The sequence below is a fragment of the Aquisalimonas sp. 2447 genome (genome assembly GCF_012044895.1).
Classification (GTDB): Bacteria; Pseudomonadota; Gammaproteobacteria; order Nitrococcales; family Aquisalimonadaceae; genus Aquisalimonas.
Genome location: NZ_CP050695.1, coordinates 451,109 through 470,593, shown reverse-complemented (window position 1 = coordinate 470,593; position 19,485 = coordinate 451,109). Strand labels below are relative to the sequence as shown.

The following is a 19,485-nucleotide window of genomic DNA, read 5'->3' as shown; positions in this document are numbered from 1 at the left end:
GACTCCGTCTTCCTCATACGCCATTCGGGCAACAGCTATCGCCTGCCACGTTTCCTAGATCCCCTTGCGCGGCTTGCGCTTGTAGACCTTAGCTAGGCATCGATTGTCTGCGGCCCTTGGCTAGATCATCTCGTCTCCCCTTTCGCCGACCGGCCCCGGGGTTCGAGAAGAGAGGTCGGGTCCTCGATTACCATGGGCGGCAAAGCCTGGACGAGCTTGTTGGTCTCCACGGCCACGCGAACCACACGCTTCACTAGATTGACGATGTACTCGGGGTCGTCGCTGTAACTGTTCGGGTCGTTCTCGATCTCAGATTTCTTGTCCACGGTGTGCTGATAGCGTTCCATGACCCACCCCAGCGGGGATTTCCCGTTGACTTGGTAGGAGTAGGCCGACTCCGGGATGCCGGTCAGCTTGAGCGTCGAGTTCACAATCACTGTGGAGTAGTCGTGTGAGCCCCGTTTCCCAGGAAACCGCATCTTGTCATGTACGGACGGGTCGCGCTCTCGGCCCTTGGTGACAATCTCCTCTAGGGGATAGGGCTCGACCACCTCGTAATTCAGATGCCAGTCCGCGAGCTTCTCGCCGTTGTCGCAGAACACCCAGAAGTCCCGAACGAACGGGATGCGCGGCAGGCCGCGCCGGAGGTCATTCCCGAAGCGCTCGCGGTAGTCGGGGGAATGGAGCAGCCCGTAGACATACCAGAAGATCGCGTCCTTAGTGATGCGCGCATCCCCATAGTGGCGCTGGTACGCCTCCAGCGCCCAGTCGGTGATCGCGTCATGGCGGATATAGCCGTGTTCGTCCGGCGTCTTGGCCTGCTCGAAAAGCCCGCCGTAGCGGCTGCCCGCGGCGCCGACGTACTCGTAGGAGTAGCGGGGGAAGCACTGAGCATTGGAAAGGGTCTGAATGTCGGTAACAGTATTACTGACCAGTGTCGAGAACGGTTTGCTTGCCCCTTTGCCGGTGACTGCGATGACACGGTTCGTATGGACTACTGTTGGGAATAAATAAGGGAAAAGAAGAGGTTGGCTAATGACCCTTTTATCAAAGTAAAGATATGCACGGGTAAATGGACGGTACAGACCTAATCGAACTGCTTCTGAATCAAAATCCGATTCGTGGCCCTGTATAGCCCGCTGCACTAGCTCGCGATCCCAGGAGATACGCAACGGATTGGTATCGATGATCTGCTTCGCCTCATCGACGGAGCGTGCGCCACCTGCATCCTGAAGCCGCTCTGTTTCCTCGTTATACGCCTCGATCATCTCGGTGATGTTCGCCTCAAGGGCCTGGCTGGAGAAGTTGTAGACCCACGCATCACGGTTCGTCTTCACACCGCTTGAGTACGTCCCAAAGAGCGCGGGGTGTTGCTCTCTGGCCTTCCGCCCGATGGCCGGGAACGTATCGAACCGCGTATCGCCCTGATTGATCCAGCTCCCCTTGGCATCCGGTGCAATGCGCTCGAAGGGGAGGTTCTCGATCGTGCCATAGTCCGCCAGGCGGGCAAGTTTGTCTTCGGCAGTCAGGTAGTCCCCGATGTCGTGGTAATGGATCACACACGAGCCGCTGTGTGCGGGGTCTTTGACCATAATCGTGATCGCCACGGGAGCGCGTGAATGCGAGCCAAAGACCTTCCCGCCTTCACGGCGGGACAGCTCCCCCGACGTGCGCTGATTGCCCCGCAGATTGACGACGTACAGATGGGCGAACTCTTCGGTTAGCGCTAGGCGCAAGCCATCAGTCGCGTTGCCGTCAACGAAACCACCATTGGTCACGAACGCGACGACGCCTTTGTCGCCGATGCGGTCGGACGCCCACCGAATGGCCCGAATGTAGCTGTCGAAAAGGGTTTGCTGCAGTTGGCCCGAGGATCGCGCCGCATAAGTCTCGCGAATCCGCTCGTCGAGCGCCGGATACGGTTGGTTAGCGTTGGACTCGTTACCGCTTTCTTGCTTCGCCGAGTAAGGCGGATTCCCGACAACCACCTGAATGTCCGTCTCGCGCTGGCGTTGTGCCCGTTCGCTGTTCCCGGCGAGCCACGCCTGTTCCTTGATGTGGTCGGCTTGGTTGCCCTCGGCCATGGCGAAGGTGTCAGTGAGCACCGCTCCCTCGAATGTGGCCGGCTCGCCGGTGATCTCGGCGTAGGCCGTCTCCACGTTGACCGTTGCAATGTAGTAGGCGAGCAACACGATCTCGTTGGCGTGCAGCTCCCCCGCCATCTTGCGCGGCAGGTCCTCGGAGCCAATCAGGCCCTGCTGGATCAGCCGCACGAGAAACGTTCCAGTGCCGGTAAACGGATCGATGACATGGACACCCTTGTCGGAAAGTGTGGTGCCGAAGTGCTCCCGGACCGCCCAATCCGCCGAGCGGTTGATGAAGTCCACGATGTCCGTCGGCGTGTAGACGATTCCGAGCCGGTCCTGAAGATCGGGGAAGGCGGTCTCGAAGAACGAGTCGTAGAGATTGCGAATCACATCCTGACGGGCCTTCGCGGACCGGGCCTTGTCGAGGCGAGCGTGGACATCGCTGTAGAAGCGCTCCAGCCCTTCGGTTTCCGATGCCAAGTCGTAGGCCCTGAAACGCTCCTCGATCCCGTTCAACGAGGCGGCGACCGGGTTGGAGGCATTGAAGTGCGCCTCACCGAACAGCGCCTCGAACACGGGGCGCGTAATGGCGTGCTGGGCGAGCATCTGCACCGCCTCGTTATGCGTGACCGACGGACTCACGCTGCCCTGGAGGTCGCGCAGGAACGCGGCAAACGCATCGGCCTCGTCCCCCTTCGCCAGCGCGTCGATGCGCGTGACAAGCCGCTTGGCCATATCACCGACATCCCGCGCCCAGGAGGCCCAATACTCCCGGTCACCGAGCTTCTTCGGGACGAGGCTGTAGACCGCCTCGCTGATCTCGCCGACCGGAATCGGCGGTAGGTCGAGCACACCCTGCTCACAGCTGCCGTCGTCTGCCGTGTCTTCACCGTGTTCCCCGTCCGTACCCGAGCGCCCCTTACCGGTGCCATCGGCGATGCGGAGCTTCTTGCGGAACTCCGCCTCATCGACAAGGCGCTCATCGTGCGCACGCAGCGAGCGCAACACCTTCCACACCCCCTTGAAGCGCTCATCGCGCTCGATGAAGGCGTTGTAGTCGGCGGTCTGTTCGCTCGGAATCTCCACCGGGAGCACAATGTAACCGTACTGCTTGTCTGTGCCTGGGGCTTTGCGCATCACCCGACCGACGGACTGCGCAATCTCCACGACGGAATCACGGGTGTCGAAAAAGATCACCCCATCGAGTGAAGGCACATCGACGCCCTCTGACAGGCACCGCGCATTGGTGAGCACCCGACACTCACCGGGGTCGGGCTCGCCACGCAGCCACTGCAGCGCCTCATGGCGTTCGCCAGCGTGCATACCGCCATCAACGTGGTGTGCAGTGCAGTAGACGGACCAATCAAGACGCTGGCCATCGTCGTCCTCATAGGCGTGGCGCACGACGGTCTCGAGGCTGTTGCGAATCTCCTTGGATGCCTTGATTGAGTTGGCGAAGGCCACGGCGCGACGCATGGGGGCCGTATCCTCGGCCAGAGGAATCTCACGCCCCTTCTGATCCAAGGTATAGGCGTCCTGCTTCGTCAGTCCTTTCCACGAGCCGATGAGCCGGGTGACGAACTCACCACTGATCCCCTTGGTCCCGTCTAGGTTGTAGGTCGCGTTATAACTGTTCGCTACCGCGCCAATACTCGAGCGCACTGCGATGATGAGTACCCGGTAGTCCACAAGCAGCCCCAGATCCACGGCCTCGCCGAAGTTGATCTGATACAGCACGGAACCAAAGTAGGTTGGGTCGTCCATGGAGTACAACTCCGCCCCGGCCTCGCCCGCCTTGGAGTATGCCTTGTCACCGTAGATGCGCGGGGTGGCCGTCATGAAGAGCCGCCGTTTTGCGCGCAGGTAGGTATCGAGCAACGGCTTGGTGAAAGGCGACTCCTTCGAAACCCCGCCTCGCGTCTGGCTCACCCCGGCCATACGATGCGCCTCATCGCAAATCATCAGGTCGAAATCACCAAGACCATGCGCCGACTGGGCCATACCGACCACCTCAGCGGAGTGATACGTCCCGAAAACCACGATGGGTGCCTCGGGGTCCGCGGTGGTCACCGAGGCGATACGCTTTGCGAGCGTCTCAGGATCGGTCGTCGCGGGATAGGCAAGATCCCGCGTTGTGATGTCATCGGTGTCCTTCGATACATGCTGGTCAGAGCAGACAACGAAAGCGTGAAAGCCGCGTTCGCCCTGGGCCGCCCACTCGCGCAGGGTCTGCCCGACCAGAGCAAGACTCGGGACGAGCACAAGCGCCTGCCCTCCGGCAGGAACCAGCGCTTCCGCCTCGGCGATGCGTAGCGCGGTGAACGTCTTGCCCGTGCCGCAGGCCATTATGAGCTGTCCGCGATCCGCGGTCTTGAGACCTTCGAGGACTGCGGCATAGGCGTCCTGCTGGTGCGGCCTAAGCGTCTTGCGCGCCTCGATTGGGACGGTCTCCGGGTCGTCCCAGTAGACGCGTTGCCAGTCAACGCGGGCCTCGTCGAACTGCTCGGGACCGAGGCATTGAACCGGCGGCTTTTGATTGTCAAGGGTTTTGAGCGCTTGCGGCGACCAGCGAGTGGTAGTCGTCACGACTAGGCGGTTATCAAAGCCCGTTTGGTTCCCGTCCTCATCCGCGAACGTTCGACCGGATGCTGCAACGAACGCGTCGATATCGCCCTTGGAGATCGGCGTTGTTGGGTCATAAAACTTGCACTGAATCGCCCAGTACGCCCCAGTGCCTACCTCGCGAGCGACGAGGTCAATACCGGTGTCTGAGCCCCAGCGAAGAGGCCACTCCGACCAAAGCCAGATGGCCTCGAACAGGTTTGCGTAGGGCTCAACCTGGGCGAGATAGCGTTTCGTGAAACGCTCCAGACGATCACCTTTCTCGTGTGTGCTGAGCTCTTGGCCTGCGAGATCCTTAAAAACTTCCTCGGCGTTGGTTGGATCAGTCATTCTTAGTCCTTCTGCGACGTATTGATGCTGGCGAAGCGGGAAGCGCACCGAACAAAGGTAGGTCCATGACGAACACTACCAACAACTTTCACGAGCACAACCACGGGCTAATGCAAACTACGGCCGTCCCTCGCCAGCCGGCAGGTTGTGAAACCCTCCTTGGGCCCAGTGGGAGGCGTCGCGCCGGGTCGTAACCCAACCTTGAGTGTTCTTAACGGCCTCATAACGCGCGGAATTGCTAGCGCCGCCATTCCCAAGGCCTCTGATGCGCTCCCGGCTCAGACCACACGCCACGCCTAGCTCTTTGGGCAACCTCCTCCGCTCTGTAGTAAGCCCGCTCATCACAGTGCTGCGGGTACACCGGCGCCCATCCGTCCCCCACCATCGCGAGATTCAGATCCTCACCCTCCGGCGTGAAGATCTGCCCGATGGTCCGCCCCCAGCGGCCGGCTCCGTGGTCCACCAAGAGCACCGTCGGCCCCACGAGTTTTCGGAGATGCCGCGTCGATCTCTCCCCCCAGGGCTCCTGCTCAGTTTCCGGCGCATCGATACAGTACAGGCGCACATTCAGGTCCCGGCGCCCCGGGCCACAGTCGAGCCGCACGCCGTCACCGTCCACCACCCGGTTCACCCGACACTCCTCGGCCTCCCGGATCGACGCGGTCACACCCCCGTCGCCGAGCATCTGCCAACCCCAGGGCACGGCGAACGCCAGCCCGGTCACCAACCAGTACGGAATCAGCCGGTGGTGCGCCAGGTAGTGCCGCAGCCCGCGCACGGCCCGGCCCGCGCCGAGCATCTGCCCGATGCGCAGGGAATAGAACACGAGCTGCAGAACACGAACCAAACGAAACACGCCTTTTCACCTCACTTTCGCCGGCGTTGGCCGCCAAATACCAGCCGAATGCCGCAGCGGCATAATCAGCGGCATCACAAACGCCGTGCGATCCTCCACCCAAAACCCCATCACGAAAGATCCTGCCATTTCACGGCAGATACCTTCTCAATCGAGGATCGATAACGGCACTTTCCCGACTCACCACGGAACTCGGCCACGGGACCTCCGCCCCGGGCGGGTGCCTTACCTGGACCAGGAGATCGGCCCAGTCCACACGTCCGTCCATCCCCTCGAACGTGCTCAGGGGTGCGTAACGCAGATTCAGCCCGCCCGTCCCGGACTCCGCCACCGGTGGCCTGGAACGCAGCCCCTCCCCCTCAAGCTCCCCCAACAGGTACACGCGGCCAGCCGCCGTTAGAGGCTCCAGGGCTGCCCGTAGGGCGGCCACGGACGTGCGCTCCGCGGTCAGCTCACGCACGGTCGTCCGCTCCGCCCTGCCGCGATCCAGAACCGCCCGGCGCGCATACCAGTCACACGCGTCGGCCCGGCACACGGAGCGGGGGCCTTCAGGCGTCTCCAGTATCAACCCTGCAGCCCGATATGGTCCGATGATGCGGTACCGCCCCTCCACCGGCCGGAACGCCCGGTTGTCCTCGCCCTGGACATCCAGCCACCACGCCGATTCGCTCCTGTGGGCGTCATAATGGCGACGCGCCTCCGTCACGCTGCCGATGGTGTCCCTCACCGTACCCAGGAGCCCGACACCGCGCTCCGCGGCCAGCAGGGTCGGCCACGTGAGCACGGCGACCACCACGAGAAAGGCGAGCTCCCCTCTGCCCATCGGCTCCATGCGCCAGCGCGGATGGCCGGGCAGTACGCAGCGCGCCCGTGCCGGCCAGAACCAGGCCACGCCGCTCGGCGTCATCATGTCCAGCAAAGCGTGCGACGCGAACCCGGCGGCCACGGCCAGACCGAGGCCCGACGGCAACAGCCACACCGCCAGCGCGCAGACCACCAATGTCAGGACCAGGCTGTGCGTGACTGTGCGGTGGCCCGCCCAGTGCTCCAGAGGCCCGGACAGCCACGGCACCCAGCGGCCGACGAGGCCGCTCCGATGGTCCACGTCCGGGAGCAGCGCCGCACCACCGGCCAGCACGGCCTCGCCCAGATGCGGCTCGTGGCCGGTCCACCAGGCCATCAGCAGGTAGGCGAACTGGCCACCGGCCATGTGCGTCGGCGCCAGCATCAGCGCCTCCCCATCATCGGCATGACGAAGAAGCGGATCGCCACCGCCAGCCCCATGCCGATGCCAGCCAGGACGTAGAGTTCAGCGGAACCCACGCCTCGCGCGACGTACCGCGCCGCGATCACCACGGCCACGCCGAGGATGACCACCGGCGTCATGTCGACGTAGGTCACCCCGGCCTCGTGGCTGAACTGTCGAACCGTGGCCCGCGTCACCTCCGGCTCGGCGGCCGCCGTCTCCAGCATCCCGAGGATGGCGGCCGGGACGCCGCCACTGTCCTGTTCCACGGCGCGCAGGAAGGCAGCCCGCACCCGGTCGGACTCGAAACGCACCGGATGCTCGTCTAGCCAGCGCTCAGCGATCTCCCGGCAGGCCTCGCGGGTGAGCGGGCGCAACTCGATCCGCTCCTGCTCCGGGAACCGCCAAAGCAGCCTGCGGATACGCTCGCGCCGGTTTGCCGCGTCCATGCACGCCGCAACCTGGGCCACCTCGAGGACCACCGCGAACTGCTCGGCCTGCGAGGGCGGGAGTTCCAGGCTCTCCATGAACACAAGCACCGGCTGCGCCGATGCCTCGAGCGAGTCCGCGACCATCTGAACGCAGTCCCGCGACGGCATCCGGCGAATCGCCCTCCCGACCCAGCGCCAGTGAACGCCCTCGCGCCGTGCCCGGCCCAGGAACCGTGCCGGGATCAGCGTCTCGGGAACCCGCAGCCCGACGTGCTCGTGCGTCTGCCGCGCCAGCGCGTACGCCTGCTCCTTGGCGGTCCCTTCCGGCACCCACAGGCAGGGGCGCTCGCCGCCCATTAGCTCGTGCAGTACCCGTAGCAGGGCCGACTTGCCGATTCCGGCGCGGCCGGTGATAAGCAGGTTCGATCCTTTGCGCAGGGTGGAGGCCGCCTGCCTCAGTTCGCGATCTCGACCAACAATTTCCGCAGACTCCGCCATGAGCCACCCCCGTATTCCCTGGCCACTCGCTCAAGATCCGACTCGTACTCTGCAAGCACCGCGCGGTACGCATGCTCGGCGCTCTGCAGGTGCTCCGCGGCGGACCACAGCCGGTCCGGGTCGTGTTCGCCCTCCTCCACACCTTCCTGGTAGTAGGCGACCTGGTCGCGGCGAAAGTCGCGGTGCTCCTCGCGCATGTCGACCTCAGCGGCCGTCCCCCGCAGCGTCTGCACGTCCTCCAGAAACCGGCGCTTCACCGCCGCACGCGCCGACTCGAGGTCCGTCCGGGCCCGAGCCTCATCCAGGCGGCGGGGATGGCGCCCCAGCGGAATCGTCACGGACACCGTGGCGCGATGACCGCCGGACGTTCCGAAGTCTGTGCGCCCTTCCGTCAGGGACAGGCTCAGATCCGCGGCCCAGCGGGGCGAGTCCTGGAGCGCCCGGTACTGGGCCTCGCGTGCGGCCATTTCGGGGTGCTCGGTCAGAACGATGCGCAGGGCCTGATCCATCGGGCCGGCGGCTGCCTGACCCGTGGCCATGGCAGCCGCCAGCACCACTGTCCGAACGCTAGGCGTCATAGCCGAACAGCTCGCCCTGAGCCGGATCGAATGTCGCACGCACAAGACCCTGTTGCAGCGTGAGCAGGCGTTTGACCTGGTCCACACCCTCCGCAGACAGGTGCTCGGCCTCCAGCACCACCTGCAGCTTGGCCTCGTCGGTGGTAACCACCCGCTTCACCCGGACCGGGAGTTCCTGCACCGGCGTGGCGACCACGGCCTCGCCACCGCCGATCTCCTGCGCTCCTTCAACAATGCTCCGCGCGTTGCTCGCCATACTTAACGCCTCCCTGCAGGGGGTGGGGATGAGGATGGCCGGCGTCCCCCGCTCCCGCCGTGCCGTCCAAGTAGTCCTCGATCACCGCGCGGGCGGCCTCCCATCCGCGGCAGATCTCCGCCCGGTAACCCAGCCGGCGCAGCGCGTCGATCCACCACCGCTGGTCCCGGGTTGCCGTCCCGCGCCGCGTCTTCAGCTCGATATACAGGCCGTGAAAGCCCGCCCTGGGCACCGGCAGGCAGATGTCCGGCACGCCGCGCCTCACGCCCTCTGCCTTGAGCATTCCGGCCGTCGCCTTGCGCCGGTGGCCGCCGTTCGGTACCGCGTGCATAACCGCCAGTTCCGGCCAACGCACCCGCGCGAATCCCGCCCAACGGAACAGGGCCGCCTGCTCGTCGTGTTCGCTCCGGCCACGCATCACGCACGCCCTGTGGACCCGAACCCGCCCATGCGGGCAGGCTGGAGCGTCTTGCCACCCGTAAGGCAGGGCACGATCACCAGCTGGGCGATCCGCTCGTTTTCGGTCACGGCCACCGGGTAAGGGCCGTGATTGACCAGCAGCACCTGCAGCTCGTCCGTGTAGTCCGGATCGAGCACGCCCGGGGCGTTCAGGACGGTCAGGCCGTGCCAGACCGCTAGCCCGGAACGGGGACAGATAAGCCCCGCCCAGCCATCCGGGAGCGTGCAGCGGTAACCGACGGGCACCGCCTCCCAGCTCCCTGGCTCCACCACCGTCGACACGGCAGCACGCAGGTCATAGCCAACCGAACCGCCGGTCGCCCGCTGCGGACGCTGGATGCCCGCACGGCAGGCGGTGAACGTCACCGGTTCCTGCATTTCCCTTGCTTCTTCCATTGCTCAATGACCTCCAGTCTCACTCGCTCCCGAAGATGAAACGGAACGGCCTCCAGGGCCTTCCGCCGGGCGGCCTGCGTGGGCTGCCGTATGACCGCGGTGACGTGCCAGCGCAGCTCTGTCACCGCCGAATCCCCAGCACGTCCCGGATATGCCGGATGTACTCACGCCCCTGCTCACGGTCGACGGGCTCGGGCCGGGTGAGGGCGGGCTGCTGACGGCGGCGGCGCAGTTCCTCGCGGTAGAGTTCGCGCAGGCGGGCCACCGATGGCATCCACTCATCGTTGCCAACCGCCACCTTCACGGCGACCCAGAACGGCTCGTCCTCCAGATTTCCGAGCTGGTCCCAATACACCGCCGCCTTCTCCTTGGGCATCTCCACCGAGTAGGCGGCCGCCAGATAGGTCATCGCCTGCTGAAAGGTCCGCTGCTCCATGCCTGCCTCCGAACAGATCCTCGAGGTTTGTGATCGTCGCCCGTACCCGCTCGCTGCCGGCCCCCGCCGGAAGCGGGGCGACTTCCGCGATGTGCTGGTCCTCCCAGCCCTCCCGGCGCAGCCAGGTGGCGGGATAGGGAATGAAGCGCCCCGCGTCGCGCCGCCATTGCTCCGATTCCCTGGCCACGGCCAGGGCCCGGCAGATGCGCTCGGTCAGTCCGTCGTCGGGACCGATCTGCCGCCAGGCCTTCCGCGCCTCGCCTTTTGCCACCTTGCGTGGGTAAGCGGACCAGAACCGCTCGAACCGTTGCGTATCCGATCCGGAGAGCGAGCCGGTCGGGTTCCGTACCGGCGTCGCTGGCGCCGCTTCTTCATGCTTGGCGGTCGACTCAACGCAGGATGGCGATGGAGAGGGTGGTTTCTCCCTTCTTCCGGTTCCCTCTTCCGGTTCCCCGGAAATGGGTTTCCGGTTGCCCCCGGAAGTCTGTTTCCGGTTGCCTCCTGGGCATGAGGAAATCGGCTTCCGGAACTGGGTTTCCGTTTGCTCCCGGGCATCCGGAACTTCACTTCCGGAAGCAGGTTTCCGGTTGCCAGCGCACACCAGACGATAGACGTTCGACCTCCGCCCTCGGCCGGTGCCGGGCCGGTGTACCGTCTCCACGAGACCTCTGTACTCCAGGTCGCGCAGCACGTTCCGCACCTGGCGATCACTGATCCCGCACATGGCCGCAATCCTCCCCTGGCCCGGGTAACATGCACCCTGTCCGTCCCGACCGTTGACACACTCCGCGAGCGCCAGTAGCACGAGCTTCGCCGTCGCGGGCAGCTCCTGGGCCCACGCCCACCGCGTAGCCTGCAGACTCATGGCTACGCCGCCCGGCCGGACCAGTCCGACAGGAGCTCGTCGGCCGACACACCCAAGGCGCTGGCGATCAGCACCAGTTGGTCGACTGTCACGGTGCGCTGCCCGCGCTCGATCCGGCTGATCGCGCTCTGATCAAGCCCCGTCGCCCGCGCCAGCGCGGACTGGCTGAGGCCCTTGCTCTGGCGTGCTTCCCGGATATTCATAAGCCCTCCCATGGCTCAATGACATTATACATGGCTATAAAGCATTTTTCAGAACGAACTATGGCTGTCAGTCATTCTTATGCGCGATAATCCGCGCATGACCGATACAGCCGCACGTTTAAAATCCGCCCGCGTCGCCGCCGGACTCACGCAGAAGGAGCTCGCGGAGCGGATCGGCGTGCAACAGAGTCACCTGTCTCACGTCGAATCCGGGGGCCGCAGCCTTTCGATGGATACCCTGCGCCTGGCGGCCCGTGTTCTGGGAACATCGGTTGCCTACCTGATCGGCGAAGCGGGCCAGGGGAGCCTGGGTTCGGTGCAGCAGGCACTGGTCGCGGACGATGCAGTACCCGGCGGCCTCCAGCAGTTCGCACACGACAGTGCCCTGGCCGACGCCCTGGCTGTCGCCGAGCACGAATGGCTCGCGCTGCAGTCCCTGGAACTGCCGAAGCCGATCACCAAGGACGGCTACGTCCAGCTACTGATCACGCTGCGGGCAATCCGGGCAACGTGACCGGATCGTGACGCGCACCAGTCACGCTTGTTCACTGGGAGTCACGCTGAGTCACGCAATCGCAGGGCCGGATGAGCTAACTCATTGAAATAAAACGACTCACAAAGAACAAGCGAACTTTTAATCCGCTGGTCGCTGGTTCGAATCCAGCACGGCCCACCAGTCTTTTCCTTCAGAACAGCCCCGCAAAGTCACCAGGATGCCTGCTCGCCGGGAGGCGTTTCGTCCAGCGCCTGCATCTCCGGGGCATGCCCCCAGAGTCGTTGCAGGGTGGCAGCTCCCGCTTCACGGTCACCGCTGCTCCAGAACCACTCCCGCCCCGGAACACGCGAGGACTTGCGCAGCTCCGCCCGCTCCAGGCGACGCTGGACCTGCCTCGCCACGGCATCACCGGTGTCTATGACCACCACCTCAGGGCCGGTGTAGTCCCGGATCAGGGGTGTGAGAAAGGGATAGTGCGTACACCCCAGAATCACGGTGTCGGCGCCGGCAGACAGCAGCGGCTCGAGGTATTCCGCCAACATGGCCCGTGTCCCGGGGGTGTCAATCGCGCCTGCCTCCACGGCTGCCACCAGTCCCGGGCAGGGCTGGGTGACCACGCGGACACTCCCGGCATACTGCTCCAGCAGCCCGGCAAAACGGGCGCTGACCAGCGTGCCCTCGGTGGCCAACACGCCGACAGTGCCGCTGCGGGTGCGCGCCACGGCCGGTTTGATGGCCGGCTCCATGCCGATGATGGGTAATCCCCAATGGTGCCGCAGCTCGCTGACGGCGACGGCGGTGGCGGTATTGCAGGCCACCACGATGGCCTTGGCGCCCCGCTCTACAAGAAACCCCGTCAGCACCCGGGCGCGGGCGCGGATGCTGTCAGGGTCGAGGCCGCCGTACGGCACATGGGCGGCGTCCGCCACGTAGAGGAGATCCTCGGCGGGCAGCCGCTCACGGATGGCGCGCAGCACCGAGAGGCCACCGAGGCCGGAGTCGAAAACGCCGATGGGGGCCTGGGCATCCTGCAGGGGCGATACGCCGCCGGTGGTCATGCTCACACCCCCAGGGCGTCCGCCACCGCGGACAGCCCCTCGCCACAGTCCACTTCGGCCTTGAACCGGGCTTCCCGGTCACCTCGGGTATAGCCCAGGTTGATGACCGCAACAGGGATGCCGGCGGCGGCCGCATGACGGACGAAACGGTAGCCGGACCAGACCATGAGCGAGGAACCGGCCACCAGCAGCAGATCGGCTTCGTCCAGGCGGGTGAAGGCCGTGGTCACCGGCTCCGCGGGCACCCGCTCGCCGAAAAACACCACCTCGGGCTTGAGCATGCCGCCGCAACAGTGGCAGTCAGGCACACGGAAGCCGCGAAAGGCGTCGGTTTCGATATCCACGTCGCCGTCCGGCCCCAGCGCAGGCGCATCCAGACTCCACCCCGGGTTGCGGGTAATCAGCTCCTCCTGCATGGCGTCCCGGGGCAGCCGGTGGCCGCAATCCACGCACTGCACCACGTCCAGTCGGCCGTGGAGATCGGTGACGCGGGTACTGCCGGCGCGCTGGTGCAGACCATCCACGTTCTGGGTGATCAGCCAGTGCAGCCGCCCGGCCTGCTCCAGACGCGCCAGGGCCTGGTGGCCGGCATTGGGCCGGGCACTCCGCATCTGCCCCCAACCCACCATGCTCCGCGCCCAGTACCGGCGACGGGCGTGATCGCTGCGGACGAAGTCGCGGTACTGCACCGGCGGACGGCGCTTCCAGCCGCCGCCGGCATCACGGTAGTCGGGAATCCCGGAGGCGGTGCTGAGACCGGCGCCGGTGAGCAGCAGCGGGCGCCGGCTGGCGTCCACCGCATCGATGATTTGTTCCAGGGTTGCGGTCGTCGCCGCAGCCGGAGAAGACATGCGCGGTTTCTCCTCAGTCACCAGGCAACCGGGCGGACGGCGTCAACTCGCCGACCGCCGTACCCCCTTGACCAGTTCCTCGTCCTCCCGTTCCCAGGGAGGCAGTGGTGTGAATTCCTCCACCAGGAAGTCCACGAAGGCGCGTACCTTGCGTGACAGATGCCGCCCCTGTGGAAAGAGCACATAGTACGCGGAACTCTCCTGGGTGTACTCCGGCAGAATCTGCACCAGTTCGCCGCTGCGGATGTATGGCGCCACCAGCCAGGTGGACAGCCGCGCCAGGCCGAGCCCTGCCACCGCCGCCTCGAACAGGGCGCTGGCGGTGTTGGAGTGGAAATTGCCGTTGACGTGGATCACCCGCGGACTACCGTCCTCGTGCTCGAACTCCCAGTCGTTGAATCGAGCCACATTGTAGAGCGTCAGGCAGTTGTGCTGGAGCAGCTCCTCCGGGGTGCGGGGTTCGCCGTGGCGCCGCAGGTAGTCCGGCGAGGCGACGATGATCCGTCGGTTGACGGCGATCTTGCGAGCCACCAGGGAGGGATCTTCCACCTGTTCCTGCAACATGATGGCGGCGTCGATGCCCTCATCCACCAGGTCCACCCGACGGTCCGTGAGCTCGAACTCCATGTTCAGGTCGGGGTTGCCCTCCAGGAAACGGCCCAGCCGCGGGATCACCTCCCGTCGGGAGAAAGCCGCCGTTCCGGTGACGCGCAGGGTGCCGCGCACCTTGTCCTGCAGCGAGCTCACCGCCTCCTCGGCTTCCTCGATCTCGCGCATGATGTGGGCGCAACGATCGTAGTAGTCACGGCCCACCTCCGTGAGACTGATCCGCCGGGTGGTGCGGTTGAACAGCCGCGCCCCCAGCCGATCCTCCAGCCGCCGGATCTGTTTGCTGATGGCCGAAGGCGTCATATCCAGGGCACGGGCCGCGGCAGAGAAACTGCCGTCCTCCACGCAGTGGACGAAGATCAACATTTCCGATGCACGATCCATGGGCTTGCCCCCTCACCTTGCGCCGACAATACAGTTTCGCAGCACCTGTGACCTGCAGGCAAAACTGTTGTGATAAAGACCGGTTTGTCTATCTTCCTTGGGTGCGCTATGCTGCTTCGCAACATACATGTCCAACGGCAGGGCCGGGAGGTCATCATGCAGCACAAAGTGCAGATCCTACGTCACCGCCAGCGCAAGGCAGAGCAGCGTACGGCGCCGGCCACCGACATCCTGGACACCATGCCCGGCCTGCGCGAAGAAGTCGCCCGGATCAACGGCGAGCAGGCGCTGCAGCGGGCGATCCGCATCTGCGCCGGTCGCGATCCGCACGGCCTGGGCTGACGCGTCACAGTTCTCCTCCTCCTTCGTAGCTTCTACGAAGTTTCGACGGGCCGCGTGGCCCGTCTTTTTTTGTCTGAATCCCGGTCAGCACCGGCCATAACCGTGTAACCCTTGTTCTGGGCCACCTGGTCCCGGGAAGCATAAGCGTTATGCCCCACAAGGGGATGATTTTCCGGTTAATTACATCCACCATACACTTGTGTCGGGGAAGCGCCGAACGGACAGTTTTCCGGGCATTCCGTGCGCTGGTTCGCAAGTCTGACAAACGGCCATAGAGCCCCCTAGGCAGGGAGCACCGGCCCGAGTAGACTTCGCGCAACTTTCCGGATGGTCCGACGCGGCACCACCCTGAATGATCCGGTTCGCAGTGGTGGAACGAATCGCCTGCCCGACAGGGTTCGTTGCACCGGTGGGTACACAATGTCAACTCCAAGGAGGCCGTCATGCAGCAGCATCAGTTCCAGCATCACACCCAGGCGGCCGAGCGGCCGCATCTCGCCCAGGTGCGCCTGGAGGCCGACATGCTGCGGGGCGCCGTGCTCGCCGCCGCTGTCCGGGGCACCGTTCGCGGCGTCCGCGCTCTGACCTCGCGGGTGCGCCAGAAAGCCGCCTGAATACCCGGCGATTCAGCAACCGGGGCACACACCCAAGGTGCCCCGGCGGGTGTTTCCCTCCCCCCACGAACAACCGCCCAGCGTTTCGTACCAACCTTCCAGAAAATGCAGTAACTCCTTTTCTCGAAAAGAAAAACCCTTGTTCTTCCGACCCGGATTGCAGCGCGGCATCCTTGCACTAGGCTATCGGGTAAATCCACGGATCGGCCAAGGCAGGAGGTGAGCCATGCGCGATCGTATCGACATGACCCGGGTAAACAACGTACGGGCACAGCAGCAGGACATGGATCGCATCCGCCGTCAGGCCGAGCACATGCGCAATCAGGCCATCGGCCAGGCGGCGCGGGATATCCGCTCCAGTGCCCGGCAGCTCATGGGCAACCTGCGCGTGCCCCGGACCGTCAGCCGGCGGGCTACCCGCCGCCAGGGCTGATCCGGGCGGGCCGCCCATCAGCAGGTCGACGCCGCGTCAGGATACACTCCGACGCGGCGTTCTGGTCGCCGCTGACGCAGCCAGCGTCAGCGCACTAATTCCGCAACTGCCTGAGTTCCCGACGCAGATCGTCCAGCAGTTCATCGCCACCGAAATCCTCCCACTCCGCCTCATCCAGGTCCCCACGTAATTCCTCCACCAGATCGATGCGCTCGGACAGGACGCAGCGGCGGCGCAGCACGCGCTCATGGGCGGCGCGGTGGCGTGGCGTCACTTCCAGGCCGCGCTCCTGCGCCTGCTCACGGATGGTGGGCCACTGGTCGGCGACCACTTCCGCTGCGCGTTCGCGGCAGCCGGCATCGATCTCCTCCAGTGCGGCGTCCAGCCCGGCCTGGCCAGGCCCCGACGCAGCCAGGGCAAGACCACCCAGCAGCAGACACCGCCGGAACGTCACGAGCGCATCCGGGCCGGACAGGTCTCGCGCGCATGCTTGAGCTTGGGCGCGATGACGAACTGGCAGTAGGGCTGAAAGGTGTTGCGGCGGAAAAAGTCCTGATGCTCCGACTCGGCCGGCCAGAAGCGTACCCCGGGTTCGATGGTGGTCACCACCGGCCCCTGCCACACGCCGCTCTCGTCCTGCGCGCGCACGGCCTCCCGGGCGATACGCTCCTGCTCCTCGTCCTGAGGCATAATGGCAGAGCGGTACTGCGGGCCGACATCATTGCCCTGGCGGTTGAGCTGGGTGGGGTCGTGGATGCTGAAAAAGACATCCAGGAGTGCCTCGTAAGAGACGACTGCCGGGTCGAAGCGCAAACGGACCACCTCGGCATGGCCGCTGGCGCCGCTGCAAACCTGGGCGTAAGTCGGCCTCTCCCGCTGCCCGCCGGCATACCCGGAGGTCACCTCGTGCACGCCGTCGACCTCCATGAAGACCGCTTCCAGACACCAGAAGCAGCCCCCGCCAAGCACGGCGGTTTCCAGGGAATCATTCATAACGCTCTCCTCCGGGCCACTGCCCGACGGTTGCTGTTGGGTATTTCGGGCTATCCACCATGAGGACCACTCCCGCAGCCAGCGGTTCCCCCCGGGGGACAGTCACCCCCGAGGATTCGCGGCAGACCTGCCTAGCCTCTTTCTGTCCTGGCTGCTGCCGATCCTCCGTTGAGTGCGGGTATTGGGCCCGGCGGAGCAATCCCCGGGCTTGGACCACCCCGACGAGCCCAAATGGTCGCTCAGCCCGTCGCGGCCTTTCGCCGCAGTGCAGGCTTTCGGCCCTTTACACCCCAGCGCCACAACCACTCCACCGGGCCCATCTCGAAGCGCCGGAGCCAGGCCGGCGCCACGGTCAGAAGCACCGCCCAGACGGCGAACATGATCAGGAGCTGATCAACGCGGTCCGCCTGGCCGAACAACCCGAGGCCATGACCGTAGAACACGGTAACGCACAGGACGCTGGTCAGCAGGTAGCAACTCAAGGCGGTCTGGCCGACGGCGCGCAGACGGCCCAGGAGCGAGGGCCAGAGACCGCGCTTGAGCACGATGAGTGCCCCACACACCCAGGCCAGTGTGACCAGCGGCGCGCCGAGGTGATTGAACAGCGCCCCGAGGTAGAGTGAGGTCTTCATTTCCCAGCCGGTGGCCTGGTTGAACACCACGCCCGCGATCACGATGGGCAACCCGATACCGGCACCCAGCAGACCCGCGGCGGCGTACCGCTGCGCCGACCAGGCGCCCGTCAGCAGACCGCTTTTCAGCGCCGCCATGCCGGCAAGCATCAACGCGAGCACCCGCCAGCCCTCCTCCAGTGGCAGCGCCAGCACGTGCAGCGTCGCCGCATCCGGGACGCGCTGGGCCATCTGACCGAACCAGCCACTGCGGTAGGCCTCCTGCTGGCCCGCAATCGCCTCGACTGAGGGCTGCCAGTAGGCCTGCACCATGGCGTCGTACTCGTCCCCGGGCATGATGTAGAACATGCCCGTCATGGCCAGACCCACGATGACCGGGACCGCGTAGAAAAGCGCCGCGAAGACCAGCAGCCGCCGAATGGACGCCCTGCGGAAGGCAAATGCGATCACGCCGATAACGGCATAGATGAAGAGGATGTCGCCGAACCAGATGCCGTAGGCGTGGATCAGCCCGATCAGCGCCAGGATACCCATGCGCCGCCTGTGCAGGCGCCACGGGGTATCGCCCGCGGCTTCGGCGCGTTCGGCCATGATCACCATTCCCGCGCCGAACAAGGCTGCAAACAGCGCCAGGAACTTGGAATCGAAAGCGACGTGGGAGACCACCCAGATCCAGAAATCCATGCCGGTCATGCTCCCGCCCAGCGTCGGGTTGAGATAGGCTTGGCTGATCATCGCGAAGGCCTGGATGTTCATCACCAGGATGCCCAGGATGGCGAAGCCTCGAAGGACATCCAGGCTATCGATGCGGTCCGTGCGTTGCGGTGATGCTGTCATGGGGATCACTCCGGGGTGGCGCGTTTCATCGAAACCTTAGGCGGGCCCTGCGGCGTGGACAACGCTGCTTTCGTGGAGAGCAGGAATTTTTTCGTGAACGGCGCGGGGGCTCCATTGGCGATGCGTGAACGACTGAACAGCGCGGCGTGGCTGCTCGGACCGCCGGCCGGGGTCGGCATCGTGCTGGGATTGCTCGGCCCGTTCGGCACCTTCCACGCACTGGCCTGGCCGACGCGCATCGGCTACTGGGTCAGTATCGTCATGGTCAACTGGATGCTGTGCGACCTGGCGGTTCGACGCCTGGATGCCTGGGTTGGCAGAGGCCTCCCGGTTCGGCCCGTCATGGTGCCGTTCCTTGGCAGCGTTCTTGCGGCAATCCCCGCGACCGCGGTGGTGCACACGGCGGGTGCGGTCGCCGGCCTGCAGGGCGAGGGGCTGTTCAGCCTCTTCTGGAAGGTGCTTCTGGTCTGCGCCGTACTCTCGGTGGTGTTCTATCTGAGCACCCCGGACGACGTCGACGCGGAGGACACCACCTCAGCGCCGGCACCCCTGCCCGAGGAGGCGTTGCCCGATGCATCGGGACCTTCGGGATCTCCGTTCTTCCAGCGCCTGGAGCGCCCGATCCGCGGCGAACTCCTGTGTCTGCAGATGCAGGATCACTACCTCGCGGTCCACAGCACCGACGGACAACAGCTCATCCTGTGTCGCATGGAAGACGCGGCAAGGGAACTCACCGGCATCGGGCTGCGCGTTCACCGTTCCTGGTGGGTTGCCCATGCCGGCGTTGCAGCCATCAAACGGGACAAGGGCCGCATGCGGATGCTTCTCAAGGACGGCCGGGAGATCCCGGTCGGACGTACGTATCGGCACGCAGTCGCCGCCGAGCATTCCGCGCGGATGAGGCACGGCGTGTAAACACCGGACCGTCCGGAGTGGATACCCGCCCCCGCTGCTCAGGACACGACTCCGGGCT

General features: G+C 65.3%; 21 protein-coding genes and 1 pseudogene. 5 read left to right on the top strand and 17 right to left on the bottom strand.

The genetic code is table 11. From position 1 onward, the window contains the following. Positions 1 to 125 precede the first annotated feature (125 nt). The 11 genes and pseudogenes from KU884_RS02105 to KU884_RS02055 form a co-directional block, all read right to left on the bottom strand. Positions 126 to 5,039 (bottom strand): type ISP restriction/modification enzyme, encoded by a 4,914-nt coding sequence (locus KU884_RS02105; RefSeq protein WP_167781070.1) that lies wholly within the window; start codon positions 5,037 to 5,039, stop codon positions 126 to 128. Positions 5,040 to 5,277: 238 nt separating this feature from the next. Further along, positions 5,278 to 5,895 carry a thermonuclease family protein gene (locus KU884_RS02100; protein ID WP_167781069.1) on the bottom strand — a complete coding sequence of 206 codons (618 nt, stop codon included), beginning with the start codon at positions 5,893 to 5,895 and terminating at the stop codon, positions 5,278 to 5,280. A gap of 130 nt (positions 5,896 to 6,025) precedes the next feature. Beyond that, positions 6,026 to 7,123: a metal-dependent hydrolase gene (locus KU884_RS02095; RefSeq protein ID WP_167781068.1), complete on the bottom strand. Its 1,098-nt coding sequence runs from the start codon at positions 7,121 to 7,123 to the stop codon at positions 6,026 to 6,028. Next, entirely contained in the window at positions 7,123 to 8,070 is a 948-nt protein-coding gene (locus KU884_RS02090; protein ID WP_167781067.1) for an ATP-binding protein, read from the bottom strand. Before KU884_RS02090 ends, KU884_RS02095 begins: the two co-directional genes overlap by 1 nt. Beyond that, a complete protein-coding gene (locus tag KU884_RS02085) occupies positions 8,028 to 8,648 on the bottom strand; it encodes a TolC family protein (RefSeq protein ID WP_167781066.1) in 621 nt (206 codons plus the stop codon). The genes KU884_RS02090 and KU884_RS02085 overlap by 43 nt, the downstream gene beginning before the upstream one ends. Continuing rightward, entirely contained in the window at positions 8,638 to 8,904 is a 267-nt protein-coding gene (locus KU884_RS02080; RefSeq protein ID WP_167781065.1) for a hypothetical protein, read from the bottom strand. Before KU884_RS02080 ends, KU884_RS02085 begins: the two co-directional genes overlap by 11 nt. Then, entirely contained in the window at positions 8,876 to 9,322 is a 447-nt protein-coding gene (locus KU884_RS02075; RefSeq protein ID WP_167781064.1) for a VRR-NUC domain-containing protein, read from the bottom strand. Before KU884_RS02075 ends, KU884_RS02080 begins: the two co-directional genes overlap by 29 nt. Further along, positions 9,322 to 9,759 carry a dUTP diphosphatase gene (gene dut / locus KU884_RS02070; protein ID WP_217351401.1) on the bottom strand — a complete coding sequence of 146 codons (438 nt, stop codon included), beginning with the start codon at positions 9,757 to 9,759 and terminating at the stop codon, positions 9,322 to 9,324. The genes KU884_RS02075 and dut overlap by 1 nt, the downstream gene beginning before the upstream one ends. A 121-nt stretch (positions 9,760 to 9,880) precedes the next feature. Further along, positions 9,881 to 10,195 carry a hypothetical protein gene (locus KU884_RS18840; protein WP_254432147.1) on the bottom strand — a complete coding sequence of 105 codons (315 nt, stop codon included), beginning with the start codon at positions 10,193 to 10,195 and terminating at the stop codon, positions 9,881 to 9,883. Between the two features lie 718 nt (positions 10,196 to 10,913). Beyond that, positions 10,914 to 11,060: pseudogene (locus KU884_RS19200) on the bottom strand (hypothetical protein); the annotation flags it as partial. Positions 11,061 to 11,062: 2 nt separating this feature from the next. Beyond that, positions 11,063 to 11,263 carry a helix-turn-helix domain-containing protein gene (locus KU884_RS02055; protein ID WP_254432146.1) on the bottom strand — a complete coding sequence of 67 codons (201 nt, stop codon included), beginning with the start codon at positions 11,261 to 11,263 and terminating at the stop codon, positions 11,063 to 11,065. A gap of 97 nt (positions 11,264 to 11,360) precedes the next feature. Between KU884_RS02055 and KU884_RS02050 the strand changes: the two genes are divergently transcribed. Next, the gene (locus KU884_RS02050) at positions 11,361 to 11,777 is read left to right on the top strand and encodes a helix-turn-helix domain-containing protein (RefSeq protein ID WP_167781060.1); all 417 of its coding nucleotides are present in this window, start codon (positions 11,361 to 11,363) and stop codon (positions 11,775 to 11,777) included. A gap of 191 nt (positions 11,778 to 11,968) precedes the next feature. Here KU884_RS02050 and murI read toward each other — a convergent pair whose 3' ends face one another. The 3 genes from murI to KU884_RS02035 are packed head-to-tail and all read right to left on the bottom strand — an operon-like array spanning position 11,969 to position 14,661. Then, entirely contained in the window at positions 11,969 to 12,817 is an 849-nt protein-coding gene (murI, locus tag KU884_RS02045) for a glutamate racemase (RefSeq protein WP_167781059.1), read from the bottom strand. A gap of 2 nt (positions 12,818 to 12,819) precedes the next feature. After that, complete coding sequence (locus KU884_RS02040; RefSeq protein WP_167781058.1) at positions 12,820 to 13,668, bottom strand: NAD-dependent protein deacetylase; 849 nt, start codon at positions 13,666 to 13,668, stop codon at positions 12,820 to 12,822. A gap of 42 nt (positions 13,669 to 13,710) precedes the next feature. Next, entirely contained in the window at positions 13,711 to 14,661 is a 951-nt protein-coding gene (locus tag KU884_RS02035; RefSeq protein ID WP_167781057.1) for a LysR family transcriptional regulator, read from the bottom strand. 156 nt (positions 14,662 to 14,817) lie between these two features. On the opposite strand from KU884_RS02035, the gene KU884_RS02030 reads away from it, so the two are divergent. The 3 genes from KU884_RS02030 to KU884_RS02020 all read left to right on the top strand — a co-directional run bounded on the left by KU884_RS02030 (position 14,818) and on the right by KU884_RS02020 (position 16,050). Further along, positions 14,818 to 15,003: a hypothetical protein gene (locus KU884_RS02030; RefSeq protein ID WP_167781056.1), complete on the top strand. Its 186-nt coding sequence runs from the start codon at positions 14,818 to 14,820 to the stop codon at positions 15,001 to 15,003. Between the two features lie 443 nt (positions 15,004 to 15,446). Further along, positions 15,447 to 15,617, top strand: a complete 171-nt coding sequence (locus tag KU884_RS02025; protein WP_167781055.1) for a hypothetical protein — start codon at positions 15,447 to 15,449, stop codon at positions 15,615 to 15,617. A 226-nt stretch (positions 15,618 to 15,843) separates the two neighbouring features. Next, positions 15,844 to 16,050 carry a hypothetical protein gene (locus tag KU884_RS02020; RefSeq protein WP_167781054.1) on the top strand — a complete coding sequence of 69 codons (207 nt, stop codon included), beginning with the start codon at positions 15,844 to 15,846 and terminating at the stop codon, positions 16,048 to 16,050. Between the two features lie 94 nt (positions 16,051 to 16,144). On the opposite strand, the gene KU884_RS02015 is transcribed toward KU884_RS02020, so the two are convergent. From KU884_RS02015 to KU884_RS02005, 3 genes are all read right to left on the bottom strand, one after another. Then, positions 16,145 to 16,504 carry a hypothetical protein gene (locus KU884_RS02015; RefSeq protein WP_167781053.1) on the bottom strand — a complete coding sequence of 120 codons (360 nt, stop codon included), beginning with the start codon at positions 16,502 to 16,504 and terminating at the stop codon, positions 16,145 to 16,147. Continuing rightward, positions 16,501 to 17,043 (bottom strand): peptide-methionine (S)-S-oxide reductase MsrA, encoded by a 543-nt coding sequence (gene msrA / locus KU884_RS02010; RefSeq protein WP_167781052.1) that lies wholly within the window; start codon positions 17,041 to 17,043, stop codon positions 16,501 to 16,503. The genes KU884_RS02015 and msrA overlap by 4 nt, the downstream gene beginning before the upstream one ends. A 239-nt stretch (positions 17,044 to 17,282) precedes the next feature. Continuing rightward, the gene (locus KU884_RS02005; RefSeq protein WP_167781051.1) at positions 17,283 to 18,512 is read right to left on the bottom strand and encodes a DUF418 domain-containing protein; all 1,230 of its coding nucleotides are present in this window, start codon (positions 18,510 to 18,512) and stop codon (positions 17,283 to 17,285) included. A gap of 120 nt (positions 18,513 to 18,632) precedes the next feature. Here KU884_RS02005 and KU884_RS02000 point away from each other — a divergent pair, with 120 nt between their 5' ends. After that, positions 18,633 to 19,427: a LytTR family DNA-binding domain-containing protein gene (locus tag KU884_RS02000; protein ID WP_167781050.1), complete on the top strand. Its 795-nt coding sequence runs from the start codon at positions 18,633 to 18,635 to the stop codon at positions 19,425 to 19,427. Positions 19,428 to 19,485 lie beyond the last annotated feature (58 nt).

Excerpts from the sequence above, each read along its gene's own strand:
- KU884_RS02105 (WP_167781070.1), bottom strand. The coding sequence starts at position 5,039 with ATGACTGATCCAACCAACGCCGAGGAAGTTTTTAAGGATCTCGCAGGC.
- KU884_RS02095 (WP_167781068.1), bottom strand. The coding sequence starts at position 7,123 with ATGCTGGCGCCGACGCACATGGCCGGTGGCCAGTTCGCCTACCTGCTG.
- KU884_RS02090 (WP_167781067.1), bottom strand. The coding sequence starts at position 8,070 with ATGGCGGAGTCTGCGGAAATTGTTGGTCGAGATCGCGAACTGAGGCAG.
- KU884_RS02085 (WP_167781066.1), bottom strand. The coding sequence starts at position 8,648 with ATGACGCCTAGCGTTCGGACAGTGGTGCTGGCGGCTGCCATGGCCACG.
- KU884_RS02080 (WP_167781065.1), bottom strand. The coding sequence starts at position 8,904 with ATGGCGAGCAACGCGCGGAGCATTGTTGAAGGAGCGCAGGAGATCGGC.
- KU884_RS02075 (WP_167781064.1), bottom strand. The coding sequence starts at position 9,322 with ATGCGTGGCCGGAGCGAACACGACGAGCAGGCGGCCCTGTTCCGTTGG.
- dut (WP_217351401.1), bottom strand. The coding sequence starts at position 9,759 with ATGGAAGAAGCAAGGGAAATGCAGGAACCGGTGACGTTCACCGCCTGC.
- KU884_RS18840 (WP_254432147.1), bottom strand. The coding sequence starts at position 10,195 with ATGGAGCAGCGGACCTTTCAGCAGGCGATGACCTATCTGGCGGCCGCC.
- KU884_RS02055 (WP_254432146.1), bottom strand. The coding sequence starts at position 11,263 with ATGAATATCCGGGAAGCACGCCAGAGCAAGGGCCTCAGCCAGTCCGCG.
- KU884_RS02050 (WP_167781060.1), top strand. The coding sequence starts at position 11,361 with ATGACCGATACAGCCGCACGTTTAAAATCCGCCCGCGTCGCCGCCGGA.
- murI (WP_167781059.1), bottom strand. The coding sequence starts at position 12,817 with ATGACCACCGGCGGCGTATCGCCCCTGCAGGATGCCCAGGCCCCCATC.
- KU884_RS02040 (WP_167781058.1), bottom strand. The coding sequence starts at position 13,668 with ATGTCTTCTCCGGCTGCGGCGACGACCGCAACCCTGGAACAAATCATC.
- KU884_RS02035 (WP_167781057.1), bottom strand. The coding sequence starts at position 14,661 with ATGGATCGTGCATCGGAAATGTTGATCTTCGTCCACTGCGTGGAGGAC.
- KU884_RS02030 (WP_167781056.1), top strand. The coding sequence starts at position 14,818 with ATGCAGCACAAAGTGCAGATCCTACGTCACCGCCAGCGCAAGGCAGAG.
- KU884_RS02025 (WP_167781055.1), top strand. The coding sequence starts at position 15,447 with ATGCAGCAGCATCAGTTCCAGCATCACACCCAGGCGGCCGAGCGGCCG.
- KU884_RS02020 (WP_167781054.1), top strand. The coding sequence starts at position 15,844 with ATGCGCGATCGTATCGACATGACCCGGGTAAACAACGTACGGGCACAG.
- msrA (WP_167781052.1), bottom strand. The coding sequence starts at position 17,043 with ATGAATGATTCCCTGGAAACCGCCGTGCTTGGCGGGGGCTGCTTCTGG.
- KU884_RS02005 (WP_167781051.1), bottom strand. The coding sequence starts at position 18,512 with ATGACAGCATCACCGCAACGCACGGACCGCATCGATAGCCTGGATGTC.
- KU884_RS02000 (WP_167781050.1), top strand. The coding sequence starts at position 18,633 with ATGCGTGAACGACTGAACAGCGCGGCGTGGCTGCTCGGACCGCCGGCC.